The organism is Roseivirga sp. UBA1976 (assembly GCF_002336325.1).
Classification (GTDB): domain Bacteria; phylum Bacteroidota; class Bacteroidia; order Cytophagales; family Cyclobacteriaceae; genus Roseivirga; species Roseivirga thermotolerans.
Genome location: NZ_DDDQ01000141.1, coordinates 1 through 21,059, shown reverse-complemented (window position 1 = coordinate 21,059; position 21,059 = coordinate 1). Strand labels below are relative to the sequence as shown.

At 45.0% G+C, this 21,059-nt stretch carries 19 protein-coding genes and 1 pseudogene; 12 read left to right on the top strand and 8 right to left on the bottom strand.

The genetic code is table 11. From position 1 onward, the window contains the following. Window positions 1-169: 169 nt before the first annotated feature. Complete coding sequence (locus tag B3763_RS14115) at window positions 170-865, bottom strand: LiaF transmembrane domain-containing protein (RefSeq protein WP_286747407.1); 696 nt, start codon at window positions 863-865, stop codon at window positions 170-172. Window positions 866-1,208: 343 nt separating this feature from the next. On the opposite strand from B3763_RS14115, the gene fumC reads away from it, so the two are divergent. The 5 genes from fumC to B3763_RS14090 all read left to right on the top strand — a co-directional run bounded on the left by fumC (window position 1,209) and on the right by B3763_RS14090 (window position 7,381). Beyond that, window positions 1,209-2,609, top strand: coding sequence for a class II fumarate hydratase (gene fumC, locus B3763_RS14110; protein ID WP_189628864.1), 1,401 nt, complete (start codon window positions 1,209-1,211; stop codon window positions 2,607-2,609). A gap of 48 nt (window positions 2,610-2,657) precedes the next feature. Further along, on the top strand, window positions 2,658-3,311 hold the full coding sequence (locus B3763_RS14105; protein ID WP_189628863.1) for an Ezrin/radixin/moesin family protein: 654 nt from the start codon (window positions 2,658-2,660) through the stop codon (window positions 3,309-3,311). A gap of 87 nt (window positions 3,312-3,398) precedes the next feature. After that, window positions 3,399-5,102 carry a single-stranded-DNA-specific exonuclease RecJ gene (gene recJ, locus B3763_RS14100; RefSeq protein WP_286747404.1) on the top strand — a complete coding sequence of 568 codons (1,704 nt, stop codon included), beginning with the start codon at window positions 3,399-3,401 and terminating at the stop codon, window positions 5,100-5,102. Between the two features lie 12 nt (window positions 5,103-5,114). Then, entirely contained in the window at window positions 5,115-5,846 is a 732-nt protein-coding gene (gene lptB / locus B3763_RS14095; RefSeq protein ID WP_189628861.1) for an LPS export ABC transporter ATP-binding protein, read from the top strand. Further along, window positions 5,846-7,381 carry a GH3 auxin-responsive promoter family protein gene (locus tag B3763_RS14090; protein WP_189628860.1) on the top strand — a complete coding sequence of 512 codons (1,536 nt, stop codon included), beginning with the start codon at window positions 5,846-5,848 and terminating at the stop codon, window positions 7,379-7,381. The genes lptB and B3763_RS14090 overlap by 1 nt, the downstream gene beginning before the upstream one ends. A 70-nt stretch (window positions 7,382-7,451) precedes the next feature. Here B3763_RS14090 and B3763_RS14085 read toward each other — a convergent pair whose 3' ends face one another. The 4 genes from B3763_RS14085 to mazG all read right to left on the bottom strand — a co-directional run bounded on the left by B3763_RS14085 (window position 7,452) and on the right by mazG (window position 11,750). After that, the gene (locus B3763_RS14085) at window positions 7,452-8,063 is read right to left on the bottom strand and encodes a thioredoxin family protein (RefSeq protein WP_189628859.1); all 612 of its coding nucleotides are present in this window, start codon (window positions 8,061-8,063) and stop codon (window positions 7,452-7,454) included. Window positions 8,064-8,074: 11 nt separating this feature from the next. Further along, the gene (locus B3763_RS14080; RefSeq protein WP_189628858.1) at window positions 8,075-8,581 is read right to left on the bottom strand and encodes a TlpA disulfide reductase family protein; all 507 of its coding nucleotides are present in this window, start codon (window positions 8,579-8,581) and stop codon (window positions 8,075-8,077) included. Between the two features lie 596 nt (window positions 8,582-9,177). Continuing rightward, window positions 9,178-10,944, bottom strand: coding sequence for a chloride channel protein (locus B3763_RS14075; RefSeq protein WP_286747397.1), 1,767 nt, complete (start codon window positions 10,942-10,944; stop codon window positions 9,178-9,180). After that, the gene (mazG, locus tag B3763_RS14070) at window positions 10,941-11,750 is read right to left on the bottom strand and encodes a nucleoside triphosphate pyrophosphohydrolase (protein WP_286747395.1); all 810 of its coding nucleotides are present in this window, start codon (window positions 11,748-11,750) and stop codon (window positions 10,941-10,943) included. The genes B3763_RS14075 and mazG overlap by 4 nt, the downstream gene beginning before the upstream one ends. A gap of 86 nt (window positions 11,751-11,836) precedes the next feature. On the opposite strand from mazG, the gene B3763_RS14065 reads away from it, so the two are divergent. The 4 genes from B3763_RS14065 (at window position 11,837) to B3763_RS14050 (ending at window position 15,002) form a co-directional block, all read left to right on the top strand. Next, window positions 11,837-12,067: a hypothetical protein gene (locus tag B3763_RS14065; protein WP_189628855.1), complete on the top strand. Its 231-nt coding sequence runs from the start codon at window positions 11,837-11,839 to the stop codon at window positions 12,065-12,067. A gap of 84 nt (window positions 12,068-12,151) precedes the next feature. Then, window positions 12,152-13,537, top strand: a complete 1,386-nt coding sequence (gene glmM / locus B3763_RS14060) for a phosphoglucosamine mutase (RefSeq protein ID WP_189628854.1) — start codon at window positions 12,152-12,154, stop codon at window positions 13,535-13,537. Between the two features lie 11 nt (window positions 13,538-13,548). Continuing rightward, complete coding sequence (locus B3763_RS14055) at window positions 13,549-14,691, top strand: cysteine desulfurase family protein (protein WP_286747392.1); 1,143 nt, start codon at window positions 13,549-13,551, stop codon at window positions 14,689-14,691. Then, a complete protein-coding gene (locus B3763_RS14050; RefSeq protein WP_286747390.1) occupies window positions 14,688-15,002 on the top strand; it encodes a hypothetical protein in 315 nt (104 codons plus the stop codon). Before B3763_RS14055 ends, B3763_RS14050 begins: the two co-directional genes overlap by 4 nt. Here B3763_RS14050 and hemH read toward each other — a convergent pair. After that, window positions 14,999-16,018 carry a ferrochelatase gene (hemH, locus tag B3763_RS14045; protein ID WP_189628851.1) on the bottom strand — a complete coding sequence of 340 codons (1,020 nt, stop codon included), beginning with the start codon at window positions 16,016-16,018 and terminating at the stop codon, window positions 14,999-15,001. The two genes, B3763_RS14050 and hemH, sit on opposite strands and share 4 nt — an antisense overlap. Window positions 16,019-16,315: 297 nt before the next feature. On the opposite strand from hemH, the gene B3763_RS14040 reads away from it, so the two are divergent. Beyond that, window positions 16,316-17,527, top strand: coding sequence for a bifunctional alpha/beta hydrolase/OsmC family protein (locus B3763_RS14040; protein ID WP_286747387.1), 1,212 nt, complete (start codon window positions 16,316-16,318; stop codon window positions 17,525-17,527). Window positions 17,528-17,540: 13 nt separating this feature from the next. Continuing rightward, window positions 17,541-18,908: an amidohydrolase family protein gene (locus B3763_RS14035; RefSeq protein ID WP_286747385.1), complete on the top strand. Its 1,368-nt coding sequence runs from the start codon at window positions 17,541-17,543 to the stop codon at window positions 18,906-18,908. Window positions 18,909-19,125: 217 nt separating this feature from the next. On the opposite strand, the gene B3763_RS14030 is transcribed toward B3763_RS14035, so the two are convergent. Together B3763_RS14030 and B3763_RS14025 are read right to left on the bottom strand one after the other, a co-directional pair. Further along, the gene (locus tag B3763_RS14030) at window positions 19,126-19,590 is read right to left on the bottom strand and encodes a hypothetical protein (protein WP_286747383.1); all 465 of its coding nucleotides are present in this window, start codon (window positions 19,588-19,590) and stop codon (window positions 19,126-19,128) included. A gap of 47 nt (window positions 19,591-19,637) precedes the next feature. Beyond that, window positions 19,638-20,180, bottom strand: coding sequence for a DUF2911 domain-containing protein (locus B3763_RS14025; protein ID WP_189628847.1), 543 nt, complete (start codon window positions 20,178-20,180; stop codon window positions 19,638-19,640). Between the two features lie 136 nt (window positions 20,181-20,316). Between B3763_RS14025 and B3763_RS14020 the strand changes: the two are divergent. After that, a pseudogene (locus B3763_RS14020) lies at window positions 20,317-21,059 on the top strand (glycine--tRNA ligase); the annotation flags it as partial.

Below are 21,059 nucleotides of genomic sequence, written 5' to 3'. Positions count from 1 at the left end.
AAATTTAGAAACCTGTTTTAATCAAGAAGCTCTTTCAAACGATTCAGCCCGGTGTGCCGAACTTGCTTTAGCACCTTCCAAAAAAGCCCCTTAAACGAGCCCGCCTGTTGGCAGATTAGCTCAGAGAAGGATAAATAAAAGAGCCTCTTCAATCAAAGAGGCCCCTAAATCACTTTACGCTACCACCTCCAAAGAGAACCAGCCCCTGAACGATGAGCTCTTTTCCTTCGTTGGCTTCATTCTCGGCAATCATTTTTCGTTCATCAGAAAATCCACCGAAAATGGCCGTAACCTTAACCTTCACATTCATGTCAGCAGGTACACGAATATCGCAACCGCCAAATAATATAAATACATCCAAAACATTCGTGCCGTGGCTTAGGTCTGCGTTAATGAGATTTAAATCTGTTCCTCCAAAAATAGAGGTGAGTTTTCCGCCTTTAAACTCTTTTGAGGTAACCATTCGTTCGGCTCCTCCAAAGACGGCCAGTTCATCAACGAAGTCGAGGTCTCCGCTAATATTTTTTTTTTCGTAATCGCGGTGCTGTGCCTTTTTAAAGATGAGTGAGGCTCCTATAGCTACAAAAACGAGCGGCCACAATCTGAAAATATCTCCGATTTCAAAGTCCCACCAGTAGTAGTCGGCCATATCGCCCAGCAGAAAGACACCTCCTACTATAATGAGCGTTACACCAAAGCCTACCTTTTCTCTTACGGTAGCCATAAAAATACCTATGACAACCAGAAAAGTGTGCCACCGGTACAGGTACCCGGGCAAGTCGATATCGAATATATCCAGGTTGTCCAGCGTGAGTACTGCTCCTATAACCAGAAACAAAGTACCAATTAATACGCGTCTATCCATTTTCGTTTCCATTTGATTAGTGTTGCTGTTTTTATTTTGAGTTTGCCTTTGGGCTCTTAAGGCGACCAACCTTAATCCAAAGAGTTGTTTGTTGTTTTTGACTGTTCAAATGTACGCTGAACCTGAAGCTTGAAGATGATGGAATTCGGTAAACAGACGCCTGGCATCGGTAAACTTCAGAACGACTCGACAAAAAAATATTTACGAGACGCCCCATCGGTAAAATGCAACTCCTCAGCCACTAAAAGGCAGCCCACCTGTCCACCTCAAGTTCCTGGTAAAATCATTTCAATTCCATGCTTTCTATAGCTAATTTTGGCCTCCTCTGAAAAAAGCAAACACTATGGAATACAGAATAGAAAAAGACACCATGGGCGAGGTTCAGGTACCTGCCGATAAATACTGGGGAGCTCAAACCGAGCGCTCAAGAAATAACTTTAAAATTGGCCCGGAAGCCAGCATGCCCTTAGAGGTGGTCTATGGCTTTGCCTACTTGAAGAAAGCCGCAGCCCATGCCAACTGTGAGCTAGGCGTTCTTTCTGAAGAGAAAAGAGATCTGATTTCTAAGGTTTGTGATGAGATTCTTGAGGGCAAGCACGATGATCAATTTCCGCTGGTAGTTTGGCAGACAGGATCTGGTACGCAATCGAACATGAACGTGAATGAAGTGGTTTCTAACCGTTCGCATGTATTGGCCGGTAATAAACTGGGCGAAGGCAAACCGTTGGTTCACCCGAATGACGATGTGAACAAATCGCAATCGTCTAACGACACCTTCCCTACAGGCATGCACATTGCCTGCTATAAAATGATTGTAGAAACCACTATTCCCGGAGTCGAAAAACTCAGAGATACGCTAAAGGCCAAATCAGATGCCTTTATGAAAGTGGTGAAAATTGGCCGTACTCACCTAATGGATGCCACTCCTCTTACCCTTGGGCAAGAGTTTTCAGGCTATGTATCGCAGCTTAACCATGGACTTAAAGCCTTGCGCAATACGCTCGATCACCTTTCTGAACTTGCATTGGGGGGCACAGCCGTAGGCACCGGAATAAACACCCCGGAGGGTTACGCTGATCTGGTAGCCAAAAAAATAGCCCAGTTTACCGGACTTCCCTTTGTTTCGGCAGAAAATAAATTCGAGGCACTGGCCGCTCACGATGCCCTGGTAGAAACGCATGGTGCACTCAAACAACTCGCAGTATCGCTTAATAAGATTGCCAACGACATCCGAATGCTGGCTTCCGGCCCGCGGTCAGGCATTGGCGAAATCATTATTCCTTCAAACGAACCCGGTTCCTCAATTATGCCCGGCAAAGTAAATCCCACACAGTGCGAGGCCATGACCATGGTTTGCGCGCAGGTAATGGGCAACGATGTGGCTGTAACGGTTGGTGGCACCCAGGGACACTACGAACTAAACGTGTTTAAGCCCGTAATGGCATACAACGTACTGCAATCGGCTCGTTTACTAGGCGATGCCTGTGTGTCTTTCGAAGCCAATTGTGCCATAGGTATAGAGCCCAACTACAAAAACATTCAGCAGCACCTGAATAACAGCCTAATGCTGGTAACCGCTCTGAATACAAAAATAGGCTATGAGAAGGCGGCCAAAATTGCCAAAACAGCCCATGAAAACGGAACCACACTAAAAGAAGAGGCCGTGAATCTTGGCTACCTGACAGCCGAAGAGTTTGACGAGTGGGTGAGACCGGAAGACATGATCGGCAGTTTGAAAAGCTGATAAGATTCCGCTAATTTGTCATATATTGAACTTGAAAAACCGACTCTCATGAAAGCGCAAAAGGCAATATTAACTCTTCTGTTGGGTGTAATGGTAGCGGGGCTCACTGTAGCCCAAACCTCAGACACCCGTCCACTAACCAAGAAAGAACTTAAAGAGTGGAAGAAAAAGAAGAAGAAAATGTCTCCTGAAGACTTCCGTATTCTCTATGAAGAGAACACCAGCAACAAGGCTAAAATAGCCAGTATGGAAAGCGAAATCAGCTCATTGGAGGCTCAGGTTTCTTCAAAAGACGAGAAAATCAGTGATTTGCAAAAACAGGTTACCCGTATGCAGGCGGCTTACCAGGCGGCTCAAAACGAAATTGAAAACCTCAAAGCAAAACCACAACAACCCGCCTATAATCCAGACATTATTAATGGAGAAGACTTCTCCAAAGGTGTGGTATTCAAAGTACAGGTAGGTGCTTTCCGAAAAATAGATCTTCAGAAATATGCCGGGACCTCCAAAGAATTTGCCGAGGAGGGAGCAGACGACCTTCGAAAGTATGTGATCGGAAACTTCCGAAACTATGAAGATGCCAATGTGCTTAAAAGATATCTGAGAGAGATGGGAGTAGAAGATGCCTGGATTGTTCCTTACAGAGACGGGCAGCGAGTTCCATTGAAAGATGTAATTAAAGAACCGGCCGGTTCTAACTAATAACGAAATAGCCAATCTGAAAAGCAGTGTCATCAGATGGCACTGCTTTTTTTGTACTGATAGCCTATTATCCCTTAATTTTAACGAATGCAGAAACGGTGGATTATTCAGGAAGATTTTGATGGTGAAGCCGTGCATACCCTTCAGCAGGAGCTGGGCGTGAGCGAAACCCTGGCCAAACTAATTCAACTCAAAGGCATAAACACCTTTGAAGAAGCCAGGGATTACTTTAGACCCAGCCTGGAGCAGCTTCACGACCCATTTCTCATGAAAGACATGGATCGGGCTGTAAACCGGCTCACCGAGGCCATTGGTAATGAGGAGGGCATTCTGATATATGGTGATTATGATGTGGATGGGACTACTGCCGTAGCCACCTTTTACGGCTTTCTCTCCAGATTTTACAATAAACTGGAATACTATATTCCCGACCGCTACAAAGAAGGCTACGGGGTTTCCGAAGCAGGTATTCGCTATGCGGCCCAAAATAACTATTCGCTGATTGTAACACTGGATTGTGGCATTAAAGCCTACGAAAAAATTCAGCTCGCCAAAGAATTGGGCATCGATGTAATAGTATGCGACCACCATACTCCTGGCGATGAGCTACCCCCTGCCTATGCTGTTTTAGATCCAAAAAGAAACGACTGTCCTTACCCCTACAAAGAACTATCAGGCTGCGGAGTTGGCTTTAAGCTGTTGCAAGGGTTTAGTCTGCAAAGTGGTATCGATATGAAAGAGCTTTGGGCCTACTTAGACTTGCTGGCCGTTTCTATAGCCTCAGATATAGTACCAATTACTGGCGAAAACCGAATACTGGCTCACTTTGGGCTTAAAAAGCTTAACCAATCGCCCAGACCCGGACTCAAGTCGCTAATAGACCTTTGCAAAACCAACAAAGATCTTACAATCTCCGGAATAGTATTTGGCATAGGGCCCCGTATCAATGCGGCCGGCAGAATGGATCATGCCGGATCGGCCGTAGCACTATTACTGGCTAACAACGAAGAAGAAGCCAACTTGCTGGCCGAAATGGTTAATAATAAGAACGATGCCAGAAGGGACTTTGACAGCACCATTACCGAAGAGGCTATTCAAATGATCAGTACCAACGAGGAGTTTGCCAATGCCAAAGCTACTGTGCTTTTTAAAGAAGACTGGCACAAAGGGGTAATTGGAATAGTAGCTTCCCGCTGCATCGAAAAGTTTTACAGACCAACGGTGATTCTCACCGAATCCAATGAAAAGGTCACCGGTTCCGCTCGATCAGTAGACGGCTTCGATATTTATGCGGCCATCAGCGAGTGTTCCGACTTGCTCGACCAATACGGAGGGCATATGTATGCGGCCGGTGTAACCATGTCGATCGAAAATGTAGAGGCATTTCGCAAAAAGTTCGAAGCAGTAGTAGCCAAGCACATTACCCCGGAGCAACTCATTCCTTCAATTCACATAGATTCAATTATAAAGCTGAACGAAATAGACCGGAAGTTCTTCAATATAATTTCACAAATGGCGCCATTTGGCCCTCAAAACATGCAGCCCGTGTTTGTGGTAGAGCATGTACAGGCCACAAATGTTAAACTTTTAAAAGAACAGCATTTAAAATTCACGGTAAAACAACCGGGCACCAATGTTGCTTTCGATGCCATTGGTTTTGGCCTTGGTGATTATTATGACCTGGTGAATTGCGGGCTCAAGTTTCACATGGCCTTTACTGTAGAAGAAAATGAATTCAGAGGACTAAAAAGCCTCCAACTCTTTGTCAAAGACATTAAGTTTGACGATTAACCCAACAGGAAAATGAAGCTAAGTGCTGACAACCTCATTAAGACCTACAAGAAAAGAAAAGTAGTAAACAATATCTCTGTAGAAGTAAATCAAGGAGAAATTGTTGGTTTACTTGGCCCCAATGGTGCCGGAAAAACCACCACTTTTTACATGATTGTCGGGCTTATAAAACCCAATGAGGGAGCCATTTACCTGGACAAAGAAGACATTACTCCGCTACCCATGTTTAAGAGAGCACAACTGGGTATTGGTTATCTGGCCCAGGAACCTTCTGTTTTCCGCAAGCTCACCGTAGAGCAAAACATAATGGCTGTGCTCGAAATGACAAAGCTCAGCAAAGCAGAACAAAAAGATAAAATGGAGTTTCTGCTGGAAGAGTTTAGCCTAACCCATGTTCGCAAAAACCTGGGGCGCGTTCTTTCCGGGGGAGAAAGAAGAAGAACAGAGATTGCGCGAGCCCTCTCGGTAGACCCAAAGTTTGTGCTGCTCGATGAACCCTTTGCCGGAGTAGACCCTATTGCCGTTGAGGAGATACAGAGCATTGTTGCCCAGCTAAAGAACAGAAATATTGGTATCCTCATAACAGATCATAATGTGCAGGAAACTCTTTCCATTACAGACAGAGCCTATTTAATGTTTGAGGGTAAGCTACTGAAGGCCGGTACAGCCGAAGAGCTGGCAGCCGATGAACAGGTAAGAAAAGTGTATCTTGGACAACACTTTGAACTGAAAAGGAAAATCTAATGGCCATCATCAACTCCATCCTAACCTGGGTGATGAAAAAGCGAATGCATCAAATTGAGCTTTTCATCAAATACCCTCTGGAAGTGCAGGAAGAGTTGTTTAAACGACTAATAACCACCGCACGCAACACCGAATTTGGACGTACACACGGCTTTGCCGATGTACACACCCCTGAGCAATTCAGAAAGCTAATTCCTCTTTTCTCTTATGAGGAAATAAGCCCTTACATCGAACGCAACATGGCAGGAGAACAAAACCTGTTGTGGCCTTCCGATGTCAAATGGTTTGCCAAATCTTCTGGCACTACCAACGCCCGAAGCAAGTTCATTCCCGTTTCTTATGAAGCCCTGGAGGAGTGTCACTTTAAAGGAGGCAAAGACATGCTGTCCATTTATTGCAATCACTTTCCGGATACACGGCTCTTTGACGGAAAAGGCTTAACCATTGGAGGCAGCCAGCAAGTAAATCAACACGACAGCAACAGCGAGTCGTTTTATGGAGACGTATCGGCCGTAATTATGTCTAACCTGCCTTACTGGACACGCTTCGTACGAACCCCCACTCTCGACATTGCTCTGATGGACGAATGGGAGGCCAAAATTCAGAAGATGGCCGAAGTAACCATGGATGAAAATGTGACCAGCATTTCTGGTGTTCCTACCTGGACCATAGTGCTGTTGCAAAAGATTCTTGAACTAAAAGGAGCCAAAGACATAACTGAGGTTTGGCCAAACCTGGAAGTTTTCTTTCATGGAGCGGTAGCTTTTGGCCCTTACCGAAGCATTTTCCAGCACCTCATCCCCTCAGAAAAAATGAGGTATATGGAAACCTACAACGCCTCAGAGGGTTTTTTCGGAATACAGTATGAGCCGGGCTCAGACGATATGCTGCTTATGCTGGATTATGGTATTTACTACGAGTTTATTCCTTATGCAGAGATTCATAAGGAGGAACCAAAAGTGATTGGCCTGGGCGATGTAAAGGTAGGAGAACACTATGCCTTGCTCATATCGACCAACGCGGGGCTCTGGCGATATAAGATTGGAGATACCGTTGTGTTTACATCCACCAGCCCTTATAAGATTAAAATATCGGGTAGAACCAAACACTTTATTAATGCCTTTGGAGAAGAAGTGGTGGTTGAAAATGCCGAAAAGGCCATAGAGGTAGCTTGTGAGCAAACAGGAGCACAAATAAACAACTTTACGGCAGCGCCAAAGTACTTTGGCGAAAATGAAAATGCGGCCCATGAATGGATTGTTGAATTCGAAAAATCACCTTCCGATTTAGAAACTTTTACCCGCGTGCTCGATGCCACCCTAAGGCGTATAAACTCCGACTACGATGCCAAGCGACATAAAAGTATTGCTCTTAGCCTACCCATTGTACACCAGGCCCAACCAGGCACCTTTTATGAATGGATGAAAAGAAGGGGTAAGCTGGGGGGTCAGCACAAGGTGCCAAGGCTATCGAACACCCGGGAATACCTGGACGATATTCTGGAGCTCATCAATTCTTCTGAGTTCAGCCAATAGCAAAGGGCACCTCAAAAACTTGTTTCGGAATACGTTTTTGAAATGCCCCCTTATGCAATGAGTTGTGGAACTACTCGCCCCACTTAATGGTGCAGCCAATAGCTTTGGTGGTTGTAATAGGCACATCTCCACCACCAATCAGGTTGTCCAGAGCTTCCTCTACATAACGTTTGCTGGCCGCCTCGGCATTACGGCTATTGTTATCAATGGCTCCTATGTATTCTATCTTAAAGTCGCCACCGGTGGTTTTGTTAAGCACATATACATGAGGGGTATTTGTAGCTCCATAAGTTTTGGTTACCTCCTGGGTTTCGTCCATCACATAGGGAAAAGGAAATCCCTTTTCTTTGGCTCTCACTTGCATGTTCTCAAAAGAATCGCCCGGAGATTTTTGTGGGTCATTGGGTTGAATAGCCAAAACCGGATATCCCTGCTCAGCATATTTTTTGTGTAAAGCAATAATACGGTCTTCGTACATCACTGAATACGGGCAGGTATTACAGGTAAATACAAGAATATAGCCTTTGGCATTCTTGTTGGTTTTGAGAGAAATCATCTTCCCGTCTACATTCTTCAGGTTAAAGTCGACAGCCTTGTCGCCAACCTGTAGCCCTTCCATACGTTCGCCTGTGGTAGCAAACACCAGCGTAAGGGCCAAAACAACTGTTTTTAGAAACTGCATGTTGATATGGTTTAATTTGTTAATTCTGAGATTATTGACTCAAGTTCTTCTTTAGTAAGTTCTTTTTCAACAAACCGTCTTTTATTGGTACGGTGATTAATCAATAAAGTAGCAGGAATGGCTCCACTCCACGATGGGTCTACCCGGTCTATCCAGGCATTGTAATCAATTTCGTCAAGCAGGAGCACATCGGCACTAAGCCCTCTTGAGTCAACAAATGGCACCACTTTCTTTTCGAATTCATCGGCAAAATCTAATGATACCAGTGTGACATGTACCGATTCATTTTCTGAGTGTAGTTCTTCAAAGTAAGGTAATTCCTTAATACAGGGCTTGCACCAAGTTGCCCAAAAGTTAATCACCTCCAGTTGCTCCGAATCTCTATTAATCAGTTCATCAAGAGCATCGAACTTTACCACCTCAAGCCGCTGCTCGCCCTGAGGAGAACAGGCCAATGCAGACCAAAGCAATAGAGCCCAGGCCAGGGTTAGGGGGTATGCACTACTTCTCGATTTCATAGACAGAAAGGTCATAAGCCCATTCGATCTCAACAACAAGTTTTACACGAGCGAAAGGGCTTCAGGGTTGGAAACTTAGAAAATATGGATGTACCTACGCACAAACTCCAATTTTTGGAATTGTACTTTTTTAATAGACACTTCCATGAAAGACAGGCCGGGAAAAACGCCACTCAAAAATTTTATTCAATGCTTTACCATTGTAACATTTTAAGTTAATGTTGTCTTAACATAGACAACTTTTGGTTCTGCTCTCTCCATTCTCAATAGAGCCTTGTTTATAGAAATGAACATGAAAATTCCTGTTGAATGAATGGGCTGATTCGTTAAACAAAAAAACATTGTTCAGGGAGGCTTTGAGCGAATGGGTTTTAGACAAAAAAAGAATCAAAAAAAATAGCCTATTTTTTTCCACATTTTGACTCAGTTATCCACAGTTTTCCACAGACCCCATATAAGCGGCTGTTTTTCAGAAACTTACATAGCTTCCGTTCATTCTAATTCTTGTTGATAACTTTCATGAATTTTTTGAATTATGCAGCGAAGAGCCCTTAAAAACACTCTGTAAACGAACAGGTTAGTACGCATCACTGAACCTACTCCTTGTGTTGTCTGCGCAGCTTGGTACGATACGCATTAAAGATTCTGGACTTGGAGACTATTCCCACATACTGGCCGTGGTCTATCACAGGAAGGTTCCAGGCTCCTGTCTTCTCAAACTTTGCCATTACCTCTTCCATTTTCTCATCGGACTGTACGGTTTCGGGCGGCCTGTGCATAAGGGACTGTGCAATTACACTTTTTTGAGATTGTGGATCGAACATAATTTCGCGCACATCATCGAGCGTAATAATGCCCTTGAGCTCACTCTTTTCGTTGACCACAGGAAAAATATTTCTTCTGGACTTTTTAATTAAACCAACCAGCTCTTCCAGAGTTTGCTCCGGATGAATAGTGAGCAAATCCTTCTCGATCATTTTTTCAATGCTAATCAGGCTTAACACCTGCTTGTCTTTATCATACGGTATAAAGTCGCCCGACTTGACCAGCTTGGAGGTATAGAATGAGTACTTTTCGAAATAGCTATTGGTACTATAGGCCACAGCCGAAACCAACATTAATGGCAAAAACAAGGTATAGCCACTGGTAATTTCGGCTATAAGAAATATAGCTGTAAGAGGAGCATGCAGTACCCCGCTCATTACTCCACACATGCCTACCAGTGTAAAATTTGAAATGGATATACTGTGCCCGGTATTGAGCAAGTTGTTTACCTGAGAAAAGATAAAACCTGTAATACCGCCAATAAATAAAGAAGGCGCAAAGATTCCACCATTTCCTCCCGCACCAATGGTTAACCCGGTGGCCACAGGTTTAAGCAACAGAATGGCCAAGCCGAATATGACAATGAACCAGGGATCAGAAAATTGAGAAAAAAGAGCGCTCGAAGCCACAATCTCCTGAGCACGCCCCTGCAATATGAGCTTTATAGAATCATAGCCTTCGCCATAGAGAGGTGCCAGCACAAAAATAATAACCGTGAGTGCCAGACCTCCGAGCAATGCCCGCGGAAACACCTGCTTAACCCTCGAAATTGCCTTTTCGGTCCACAATGTGGTACGGGTAAAGTACACAGACACCAAACCGCAAATAGCCCCTAACAATAGAAAGAAAACAAAGTCTGAAGCCAGAAAAGGGTCTGTAAGCTCAAATGAAAAAAGCACATCATCGCCTAAAAGCAACATGGAAACCATAGAGCCAAGTACCGAAGCAATAAGCAGGGGAATAAAGGTACCGATGGTGATGTCTGTAAGAATAACCTCTATGCTGAATATCACCCCGGCCACAGGAGAGTTAAATATGCCGGAAATGGCAGCTGCAGCTCCACAGCCAATCATTAGCGTGCGCTGTTTGTAGTTGAGGTGCATCAGGCGGGCAATGTTAGAGCCAATGGCCGAGCCCGTAACCACAATAGGCGCCTCCAAACCCACCGAACCACCACAGCCCACTGTAATACCCGAGGTAATCATTCGGCTAAACATCTTGTTCCGGTGAATAATGCTCGATTTTTTGGAGATGTAGAATAAAATAGTGGTAATACCATGACCCAACTGCTCTTTGAGTAAATACTTGGCCAGAAGGGCGGTAATAACAATACCCAATACAGGAAAGAACAAGTAGGAATAATCTATATTGGTATGCTTTATCAGCTCTTGAATAAAGTGAACTGCGCTTTTTAACGAAACGGCCGCCACTCCACCAACTATACCCACCAATCCGCCAACAATGATCACAAAGTTTCTTGTGCTCAAGTGGCGAATACGCCAAATCAAAAATTTAGCTAGTAGTTGCTTAAAGCTCATTTCAACTGTTTGGCTTTTTCCCAATACTCATCCATTTCGGCCAAAGTCATCTCACCGATATCTTTACCATCTTTTTTAGACTCCTCCTCCAAAAACCGGAATCGCTTGATGAATTTAATATTGGTTCTTTCCAGGGCCTCCTCGGGGTCTATGTCTATAAACCTGGCGTAATTAACCAGAGAAAAAAGCAAGTCGCCAAACTCCAATGTTGCCCGCTCCTTATCAATCTCGCCCTCCTCAGAATTGAATTCTTCTTTGAACTCCTGCATTTCTTCCTCTACCTTTTCCCAAACCTGCTCCTTTTTTTCCCAATCGAACCCTACGCCACGAGCCTTATCCTGAATTCTCACGGCCTTAACCAATGCCGGCAACGATTGAGGAACCCCGCCCAATACCGATTGATTACCCTTTTCTTTAAGTTTTATTTTCTCCCAGTTCGCTTTTACTGCCTCCTCATCATTGGCCTCCACATCACCATAAATATGCGGATGTCTGTTCACCAGCTTATCGCAAATCGCATTCAATGCGTCTGCCACATCGAAAGCCCCTTGTTCATCGGCAATTCGAGAGTAAAAAACCATGTGTAACATCAGATCACCTATTTCTTTCTTTACCTCATCCAGATTCTGGTTCAGGATTGCATCAGAGAGCTCATAGGTTTCTTCTATAGTAAGGTGCCTGATGGATTCGAGGGTCTGTTTTTTATCCCACGGACAATTAAGCCTAAGTTCGTCCATTATAGTAAGCAGCCGGTCAAAAGCCGCCAGCTTTTCTTTTCTGCGTAAATCTTTAGGAGGTTCAATCATTGGTCCGGAAAATGGAGTCGAAACTTATGTCGCAAAGGTAGTGTTATGCAGCCAGTAATGTTAAATTTGCATCAAATTAGTCGATAATGACAACATTAATTCTCACGCTGGTATTAGTCGCACTGTTTTTTGTTGGAATGTCCGTTAGATTGCTCCTGCTCAAAAACGGAGAGTTTAAAGGCACCTGTGCATCGCAAAGTCCCTTCCTGAACAAAGAAGGAGTAAAATGCGGCTTTTGTGGTAAAGATGTAAAAGCCGGAGAAGCCTGTGGCAATCCTGACAATGAAGTAGACAAAGTACTGGCCAAATTCAAATAAATACCCCACTGTACATCTCTTGGCAAAAGGCCCTATTGTTAGGTGCTTTTTACTAATTTTGACGCTGCTTAAAACGATAGGACTTTGACACTCATAAAATCTATTTCTGGAATACGAGGAACCATCGGAGGTAAAGTAGGTGAGGGCCTCACTCCGGTTGACGCTGTAAAATTTGCTGCCGCTTTTGGATCTTGGGTAGTAGAAAAAACCGGAAAAAGAAAAATCGTTATTGGTAGAGATGCACGCCCTTCCGGCCAAATGATTTCCGATCTGGTATCGGCTACACTCGTTGGCCTGGGTATTGATGTGGTAGACCTCGGGCTGTCTACTACTCCGACCGTTGAAATAGCTGTGCCTATTGAAGAAGCAGGCGGTGGAATTATACTCACGGCCAGCCACAACCCGGTGCAATGGAATGCCCTCAAACTACTCAACGACAAGGGAGAGTTTATCAGTGGCGAAGACGGAAAAGAAGTACTGGAGCTCGCAGAAAAGGATAATTTCCGATTTGCCGAAGTAAAAAAGCTGGGTAAGGTAACCACCAACGACAGCTACATACAAAAACACATAGAAATGGTTTTAGCTCTACCCCTGGTAGACGTGGAAGCCATACGAAAGGCCAACTTTAAAATAGTGGTAGATGCCGTAAACTCTACAGGAGGTATTTCTGTATTGCCTCTGCTTAAAGCGCTTGGGGTAGAACATGTTGAAGCACTTTACTGCGAACCCAATGGGCATTTTCCACACAACCCGGAGCCCTTACCTGAGCACCTGGGTCAAATAAGCTCAGTGCTGGAAAGCGGTAAGTACGATTTGGGCATAGTGGTAGATCCTGATGTAGATCGCCTGGCCTTTGTCGATGAAACAGGTACCGTATTCGGAGAAGAATACACTCTGGTTGCCGTGGCCGATTATGTATTGAGCCAAACTAAAGGAAACACCGTGTCTAACTTATCTTCGACACGAGCACTACGCGATGTTACCGAAAAACACGGAGGTCAATATGAGCCATCGGCCGTGGGAGAGGTAAATGTGGTGCAAAAAATGAAAGAAATTAATGCTGTAATTGGAGGTGAAGGCAACGGAGGCATTATCTATCCGGAACTACACTACGGGCGCGATGCCCTAGTGGGTATAGCCCTATTTCTTACCCACCTGGCCAAGTTTGGAAAACGAATTTCCATATTGAGAGCCAAATACCCCAATTACCACATTTCTAAAAATAAAATCGACCTCTCTCCTGAAATCGATGTAGACAAAGTGTTGGTGAGAATTCGTGAGCAGTATAAAAAGCAACCCATCAACACCATTGATGGAGTAAAAATAGAGTTCGATAAAGAATGGGTTCATTTGAGAAAGTCGAACACTGAGCCCATTATAAGGATATATGCAGAATCAGAATCGGCTGCAACTGCAGAGCATCTGGCACAAAAAATTATGTCAGACATACGCGAAATTGTAGCCAACTAATTTTTTGAGCCATGAAAGTATACTTCGACAATGCCGCTACAACTCCATTAGACCCGGACGTTTTTGAAGAAATGAAGCCCCTCATGCTCGACATGTACGGCAACCCTTCTTCTACCCACGCTCATGGGCGAGAGGTTCGAACAAAAATAGAATACGCCCGCAGAAAAGTGGCCGAATTACTCAATACGGTTCCGGCCGAGATCTTCTTTACCTCAGGAGGCACCGAAGCAGACAACACAGCTATTCGTTGTACGGTCGAAGCATACGATATTAAACATATCATTACCACATCGATAGAACACCATGCGGTTGGCCATACGGTAGAGCGATTAGTAGCGCAGGGAAAAGTAAAAGCCAGCTATGTGGAGCTCGATGGTCAAGGCCATGTAAACATGGATCATCTTGAGCAGTTGTTAAAAAACAATCCCAATTCTTTAGTTAGCATAATGCACGCCAACAATGAAATTGGCACCATCAATGATATTGAGCAGATTGGAGACCTGGCCAAAGAATATGGAGCCACCTTCCATTCAGACACCGTGCAAACCATGGGGCATTATGTGCACGACCTAAAAAAACTGAATTGCCAGTTTATAGTAGGAGCTGCACACAAATTCCATGGCCCGAAAGGCGTTGGTTTCTTGCGCGTGTGCAAGAGCAGAACTATCGGTAGGTTTATTGAAGGTGGCGGACAGGAAAGAAACCACAGAGGCGGTACGGAAAACGTATATGGTATTGTGGGCCTGGCCAAAGCACTGGAAATTGCTTATGCTGAAATGGAATCCCATCAAAAACATGTTCAATCGTTGAAAACCCGAATGATTGAGAAGCTACGCGAAAACATACCGGGGGTAGAATTCAATGGAGACATTAGCCCGGAAGGTAGCTTGTATACCGTTCTCAATGTGAGCTTTCCTCCTCATGAAAACAACGGTATGCTGCTCTTTAGTCTCGATATCAACGGTATTTCGGCTTCTGGTGGAAGCGCCTGTTCCAGCGGAGCCAACAAGGGCTCACATGTACTCAATGGCATTAAAGCCGACCCAAACAGGCAAGGCATACGCTTTTCATTTAGCAAGTACAACACAATAGAAGAGGTAGACTATACCGTTAATAAGCTGGTAGAAATTCTTGTTCCGGAAGCCGTGTCATGAAAACCAAACTAGCCGTTGTTCTAGCCCTGCTGGGCTGTTTCATTTGCGCCTGCTCTAACAGCGAAATTGACATTGTTGAGCTGCAGGGAACTATCGTAGATGTGAGAGACATACCGGCTATGGCCGAATGCGAGTGGGTTTTGGATGTAAACGGACGTCTTTATAAGCCCACATACCTTCCCAGCAATTATCGCGAAGACGGACTGGAAGTAATCGTGAAAGCAGAACTTTATAATCGGCAAGCCTCCTGTGCCTTTCTTAATAACAGTATAGAAACACTGCGAATAGAGCAGATCTATCGGATAGACTAAGCCTTTTTTACCAGATCTTCAAGGCACTCCACCCAAAGAGGCGAATCGTTTAAGCTCGGCACAAGATCCCATACCTGGCCTCCGGCCTCCAAAAACTCTTCTTTGAACTCCTCTCCAACCTCCAGGGTTGTTTCCAGACAATCGGCAATAAATGCCGGAGAAAAAGCCAGCACCCTCTTTTTACCCATAGAGGGCAACGTTTTCAAAAACTCATCAGTGTAAGGCTGAATCCACGGGTCTTTGCCCAACCTAGACTGGAAGGTGGTTGTATACTCATCTTCCTTGAGCCCAAGCGCTTTGGCCAGTAGGCGAGAGGTATAAAAACACTGTGCTCTATAGCAATACCTATTCCGGTCGTGGAAGGCATTGCAGCAAGTGCCTAACTGGCACTGGTTGCCGACAGAACCCTTTTTGATATGGCGTTCCGGCACCCCATGATAACTAAACACCACATGGTCGTAGTCATTCCTGGCCATCATAGACCTTCCATTGGCTGCAAAAGCCTCAATGAACTTAGGGTGATCCATGAATTGATTAATATGCGCAATAGACGGAATAATTTGCCATTGGTTTACAATGGAATTCACCTTTTGAGAAACAGATCCCGTAGTAGCCGAAGCATATTGAGGAAACAGGGGCACCACAACAATGCGGCTCACATTTGCAGCCCTCAGTTCCTCTAAAGCACTCTCAATGCCGGGGCTCTGATAACGCATGCCCAGAGCCACCTTATAGCCTGCCCCCAGTTTTTCCTGAAGCATATCACGCACGTCCAGGCCATAAAACTTAAGTGGGCTGCCCCTGTCTTCCCAAAGCTTGGCATACTCCTTTGCACTTTTGGGAGCCCTAAAAGGGGCAATGATACCGTTCACAAGCATGGCTCGCAGCAGGTACGGAATATCAATAACGCGACCATCCATTAGAAACTCGCGCAAATACTTTCTCACATGGGGGGTAGAAGGGCTGTCTGGTGTACCCAGGTTTACTAACAAGACTCCCGTAATGTTCTTTGCCATAGCATTTATCTCTTTTGGAGAAACAGGCCGTAAAGATATTTGTTTTAATGCTGGGTAGAAAAGAAAGAAGCTGCCAGTTCAGACAGCTCCAGATATATCACACTCTATATAATTAGGCTTAATCAGTAATCTCCTCCTATAACTGAGTTTTGACCTTCCCAGAGTGCTTCTAATAAGGTAGTTGCATTGAAAACAATGAAGATGGACAATACCCTTACTCCCACATGGTTCGGATTAGAGCAAGAAACTTTTCCTTATGCTATTCTATTAAATTGAAGAAGCAAATCAATCGCAAACATGAAAACCATCAAACTCAAATTTCCCAACAAAGAAGGAGAACAGTTGGCCGCCAGGCTGGAAATGCCGGTAGATAAGCGCGTATATGCCTATGCCCTGTTTGCACATTGCTTTACCTGCTCAAAGAACCTGATGGCTGTAACCCACATCAGCCGTGCTTTAACCGCCAGAGGAATTGCCGTTTTGCGATTTGATTTTACAGGCTTAGGCGAGAGTGAAGGAGACTTTGAAGACACTAACTTTTCCAGCAATGTCAGCGATCTGATAGCTGCAGCCAATTATCTGGAAGAACACTACCAGCAAGCACAAATCATTATTGGTCACTCCCTGGGTGGAGCGGCTGTGCTCATGGCTGCCGCACAGCTCAAATATATAAAAGCGATAGCCACCATTGGTGCCCCAGCCGACCCAACGCACGTCACCCACCTGTTTCAAAACTCCATTGAGCAGATTGAATCGACCGGCAAAGCAGAGGTTTCATTAGGCGGAAGGCCCTTTACCATAAAAAAACAGTTTGTAAATGATTTGGCCGAATACGAAAAATCGGGAGTGATTAAAGAACTCAGAAGGCCTCTGCTCATTATGCACTCTCCTCAAGACGATGTGGTTGATATTAAAAATGCCGAAAAAATTTATGTTTCTGCCATGCACCCTAAAAGCTACGTTTCGCTCGATGGGGCCGATCATTTGCTCACCAACAAGGGAGATGCGGCCTACGTGGGGCAAGTAATAGCCGCATGGGCATCGCGCTATGTAGATTTTGAAAAGCAAACAGACCTAAATACCAATGAACAGGTAGTGGTAAGAAACGAAGCCGACCGGGGGCTGCAAACAGAAATAATGGCCAGCGGACACTTCCTGTTGACCGATGAGCCCGAAGAAGTAGGAGGAACAAACCTCGGGGCTACACCCTATGACCTGCTCGTTGCCGCACTCGGGGCCTGCACCGCCATGACCATCAGGCTCTATGCCAACCACAAAAAATGGCCTCTGGAAGAGGTAAAAGTACACCTCACTCGTGAAAAACGCCATGCAAATGATGCTCGTGATTTGAGTGAAAAAAGTAAAATAGAGTTTATTGACCGCTATCTGGAGCTCTCCGGCAACCTGACCGATGAGCAGCGCAAACGCATAACAGAAATAGCCGACAAATGCCCCGTTCATAAAACTTTGACCAATGGTTTGCAGGTAAATACTACCTTAAAGGACTAACCAAATCAGAGTTATGAAAAGATTTATTGGCTTTCTCAGCTTATTACTCTTTTTAACGCAGTCTTCGCTAGTAGCCCAAAACCTCTACATTACTGGAGGTTACTACTTTCACACGCCTTCAGGGCAAATGAAGGCCAACAAAGGCATGGTCATAAGAAGTGGAAAATTAGTTGCCATTGGAGATCCACTTGAGAACACCCGTGAGTACGAGACTCTTGAGCTAAGTGATAACCAATACATTTTGCCGGGCATATTTGACCTTCACGCCCACTACCGGGTAACTTTCGATGGCGTGCGGAGAGATGAAGTAGTGGCCAACCCCGTTATCTTTCTGGCCAATGGAGTCACCTCTACCTTTCCGGGAGGAGAAATTCAGCCGGAAGTAATGTTAGAAGCCCGAAGAGCTATTGACAGGGGAGAAAAAATAGGCCCTCGAATTCATAGCTCAGGCCCCTACTTCGGAACGGCCTTTCCCGCTTGGGACAGACGCACTACGGTAGAAGATGTCTATGCCACCGTAGACCACTGGGCTGAACAGGGAGTTGCAGGCTTTAAGGCCAAGGGCATAAGCCCGGTACTATTACAGGCGCTTATAGAACGAGCCCACTTGCACGGCCTTACCGTTACAGCACATCTGGGTTCCGGCTATCGAAACACCGTTAACCCAAAAGAAGCCATACGCATGGGCATTGACAGGATAGAGCATTTTTTAGGAGGCGATGCCATACCTGATTCCGCATCGGCCTATGCCACCCTTCAGAATCTGGATTTAAACGACCCACAAACAGCCTCACAAATCGATGCACAGATTGACTGGTTCATTGCCAACAACGTATATTTCGATGCCACGCTGACGGCCTATGGATACTATGGGCACCGCAAAGCTTTCTATGATTATTGGCACAACGAAAGACAGTATCTCACTCCCTATGCTTTTGAAATTACCAAAGACACCCGGCAAGAGCTGGCCATGTTCCAAAAGATATTTGATGTAAAGAAAAAGACTGTGAAACGGTATTACGATAAAGGCGGCAAAATAACCCTCGGAACTGACCACCCCTCTGTGGGGGAGTTTATTCCCGGATTTAGCGCCCATCGTGAAATGGAAGCCTTAAACGCCATTGGCATTCCCAATGCCGATGTACTGCGCATTGCCACAATCAATGGAGCAGAAGCCCTACGGATGAGCGATAAGCTGGGCAGTATAACCGTGGGTAAACTAGCCGATTTATTTGTGGTAACGGGCAACCCCTTAAATGACATAACCCACACCCGAAACGTTCAGTGGGTGGTTAAAGGAGGTATTAAATACAACAGTAAGGAACTACTGAATAGTGTAAAAGGCACCATGGGACCCAAAAATGAAAACGATTGGAAATAGCAAAGAGGCTGTCTCAAAAGCTTAGTATCATTCCCCCACACAAATGGGAGATCTCTTAAAATGAGGTATAAATCCAGGTTAAGTCTCCCGATCAAACAGAGGATGACGAATTAGTTGGCTTTTGAGGCAGCCTCTCTTTTCTAACAACTGCTGAAATTTCTGAGGTTTTTTAGGCCCGCGCTGACCTTTTCAAAAACACCCTTCTCACAAGCAGCCGCTAGCGGCCACCATCCTTTCGCACGCTCTTTCTCAATTCCATTCTTCGTTTGAGCATGTGCCGCTTAAACCTCATAGGCTGTCGTGGGCCATCGAAATGGCGTCCCCTGTCCTCTCTCTGCATGCGCTGTATTGCTTCGCCTCGTCTGCCTTTCAACTCTTCCAGTTTTGCCAACTGTTCCGGTGTAAGCAAAGCCTTCATTCGTTCACGTTGCTCCTGTCTTTCCACAAAAGCATCGCGCCTCAATTCTTCACGCATTGTTCTGAATTGTTCCATACGCTGCTTGCGAGCCTCTTGGGCAGCTTTCAATTCCTTATCCAGTTCAGCCTTTTGCTCCGCATTGAGCCCTAGCCTTGCCGCCAATTGTTCCGTTTTCAAGAGTGTTTTATCACTGGTTTGAGCAAACATTTGCTGGCTTACCACGACCATAATGGCAAACACCATAAATTGAATAGATTTTGTCATAATGTTGTTGTTTGCCTTTTGGATGGGCAAAACTGCAGAAGGTTTAATTACTGTACCCTAAAGGGCACCGTAACCTTGGTGTCGTCCCAAGCCATGGTGAGGCGAGGCTGACCATTTTCTTCTGTAAAGTCTATGGTAAAAACCTCTACGGGTTGGGGAAGCCGCTCTACCTGCCCAGGTACACGTAGTACGTCAAACTCGGGGAAATACTCGGTTCCCCAATCAGGAATTTTGCTATTGAATATCACTTCCCATTCGTTGGGTTTCGGAATGGTTACCAGTGAATACTTGCCTGCCGGCAGTTGGGCACCATTATCAAACTCAATGTCTCGGCTCAGCTCTATATGAGTTGGTTCATTGGCCCCTGTGCGCCACCAACGACCATAAGGTACTAAATCGCCAAAAATGGTTCTGCCTTTTCTCGAAGGACGATTGTAAAACACCTTCACAGAAATATCGGAGGTTATATACTCTGCGCTAGCCTCGGGGCTAAACTGTTTGGTGTAGTAAAGCATGTATTGGTTTATGCCCACATAGGCCAAAACCACAAACAGCACGGCACCCACAATGTATACAATCCGTCTCTTCATGTCCTGTAAATATATCCAATTCGAAAAAGTCGCCACCAGAAACGGGCCAAATAATGGTCAAATATGGGTTTATTCATGTTTTTCATTTTTGAATTCCCATTGGTTTAGTTGAAAGTGATTTCCATATCTTTGCGGCATGGCACAGAATGACGATAATCTGCTCAAGAAAATAACAAGTCACGCAAAGGAATATGGCTTTATATTCCCCTCCAGCGAGATATACGATGGTTTGGCTGCGGCCTATGACTATGGCCAGAATGGTGTTGAGCTAAAGAACAACATAAAGGAGTATTGGTGGAAAGCCATGGTGCAAATGAATGAAAACATTGTCGGTATTGATGCCGCCATTTTCATGCACCCAACTACCTGGAAAGCGTCTGGTCACGTAGATGCCTTCAACGATCCATTGATTGACAACAAAGATTCCAAGAAGCGGTATCGTGCCGATGTGCTGATTGAAGAAGTAGTGGCTAAGTACGAGGCTAAAATTGCCAAGGAGGTTGAAAAAGCTAAAAAGCGATTTGGCGATGCCTTTGATGAAGCACAGTTTCTGGCCACCAACCCAAATGTACTGAGAAGCCAGACCAAGATTGATGAGATTGAGCAGAGGTTAGGTTCTAGCATGGAAAAAGGCGATCTGGCCGATATAAAAGCTTTAATCGAAGAGCTTGAAATTGCCTGCCCGGTTTCCGGTTCTAAGAACTGGACGGATGTGCGTCAGTTCAACCTGATGTTCTCTACCGAACTGGGTTCTGTAGCAGAAGGTGCCAATAAAATTTACCTGAGACCGGAAACGGCCCAGGGTATCTTTGTAAACTACTTAAATGTGCAAAAAACCGGCAGAATGAAGATCCCTTTCGGTATTGCACAAATTGGTAA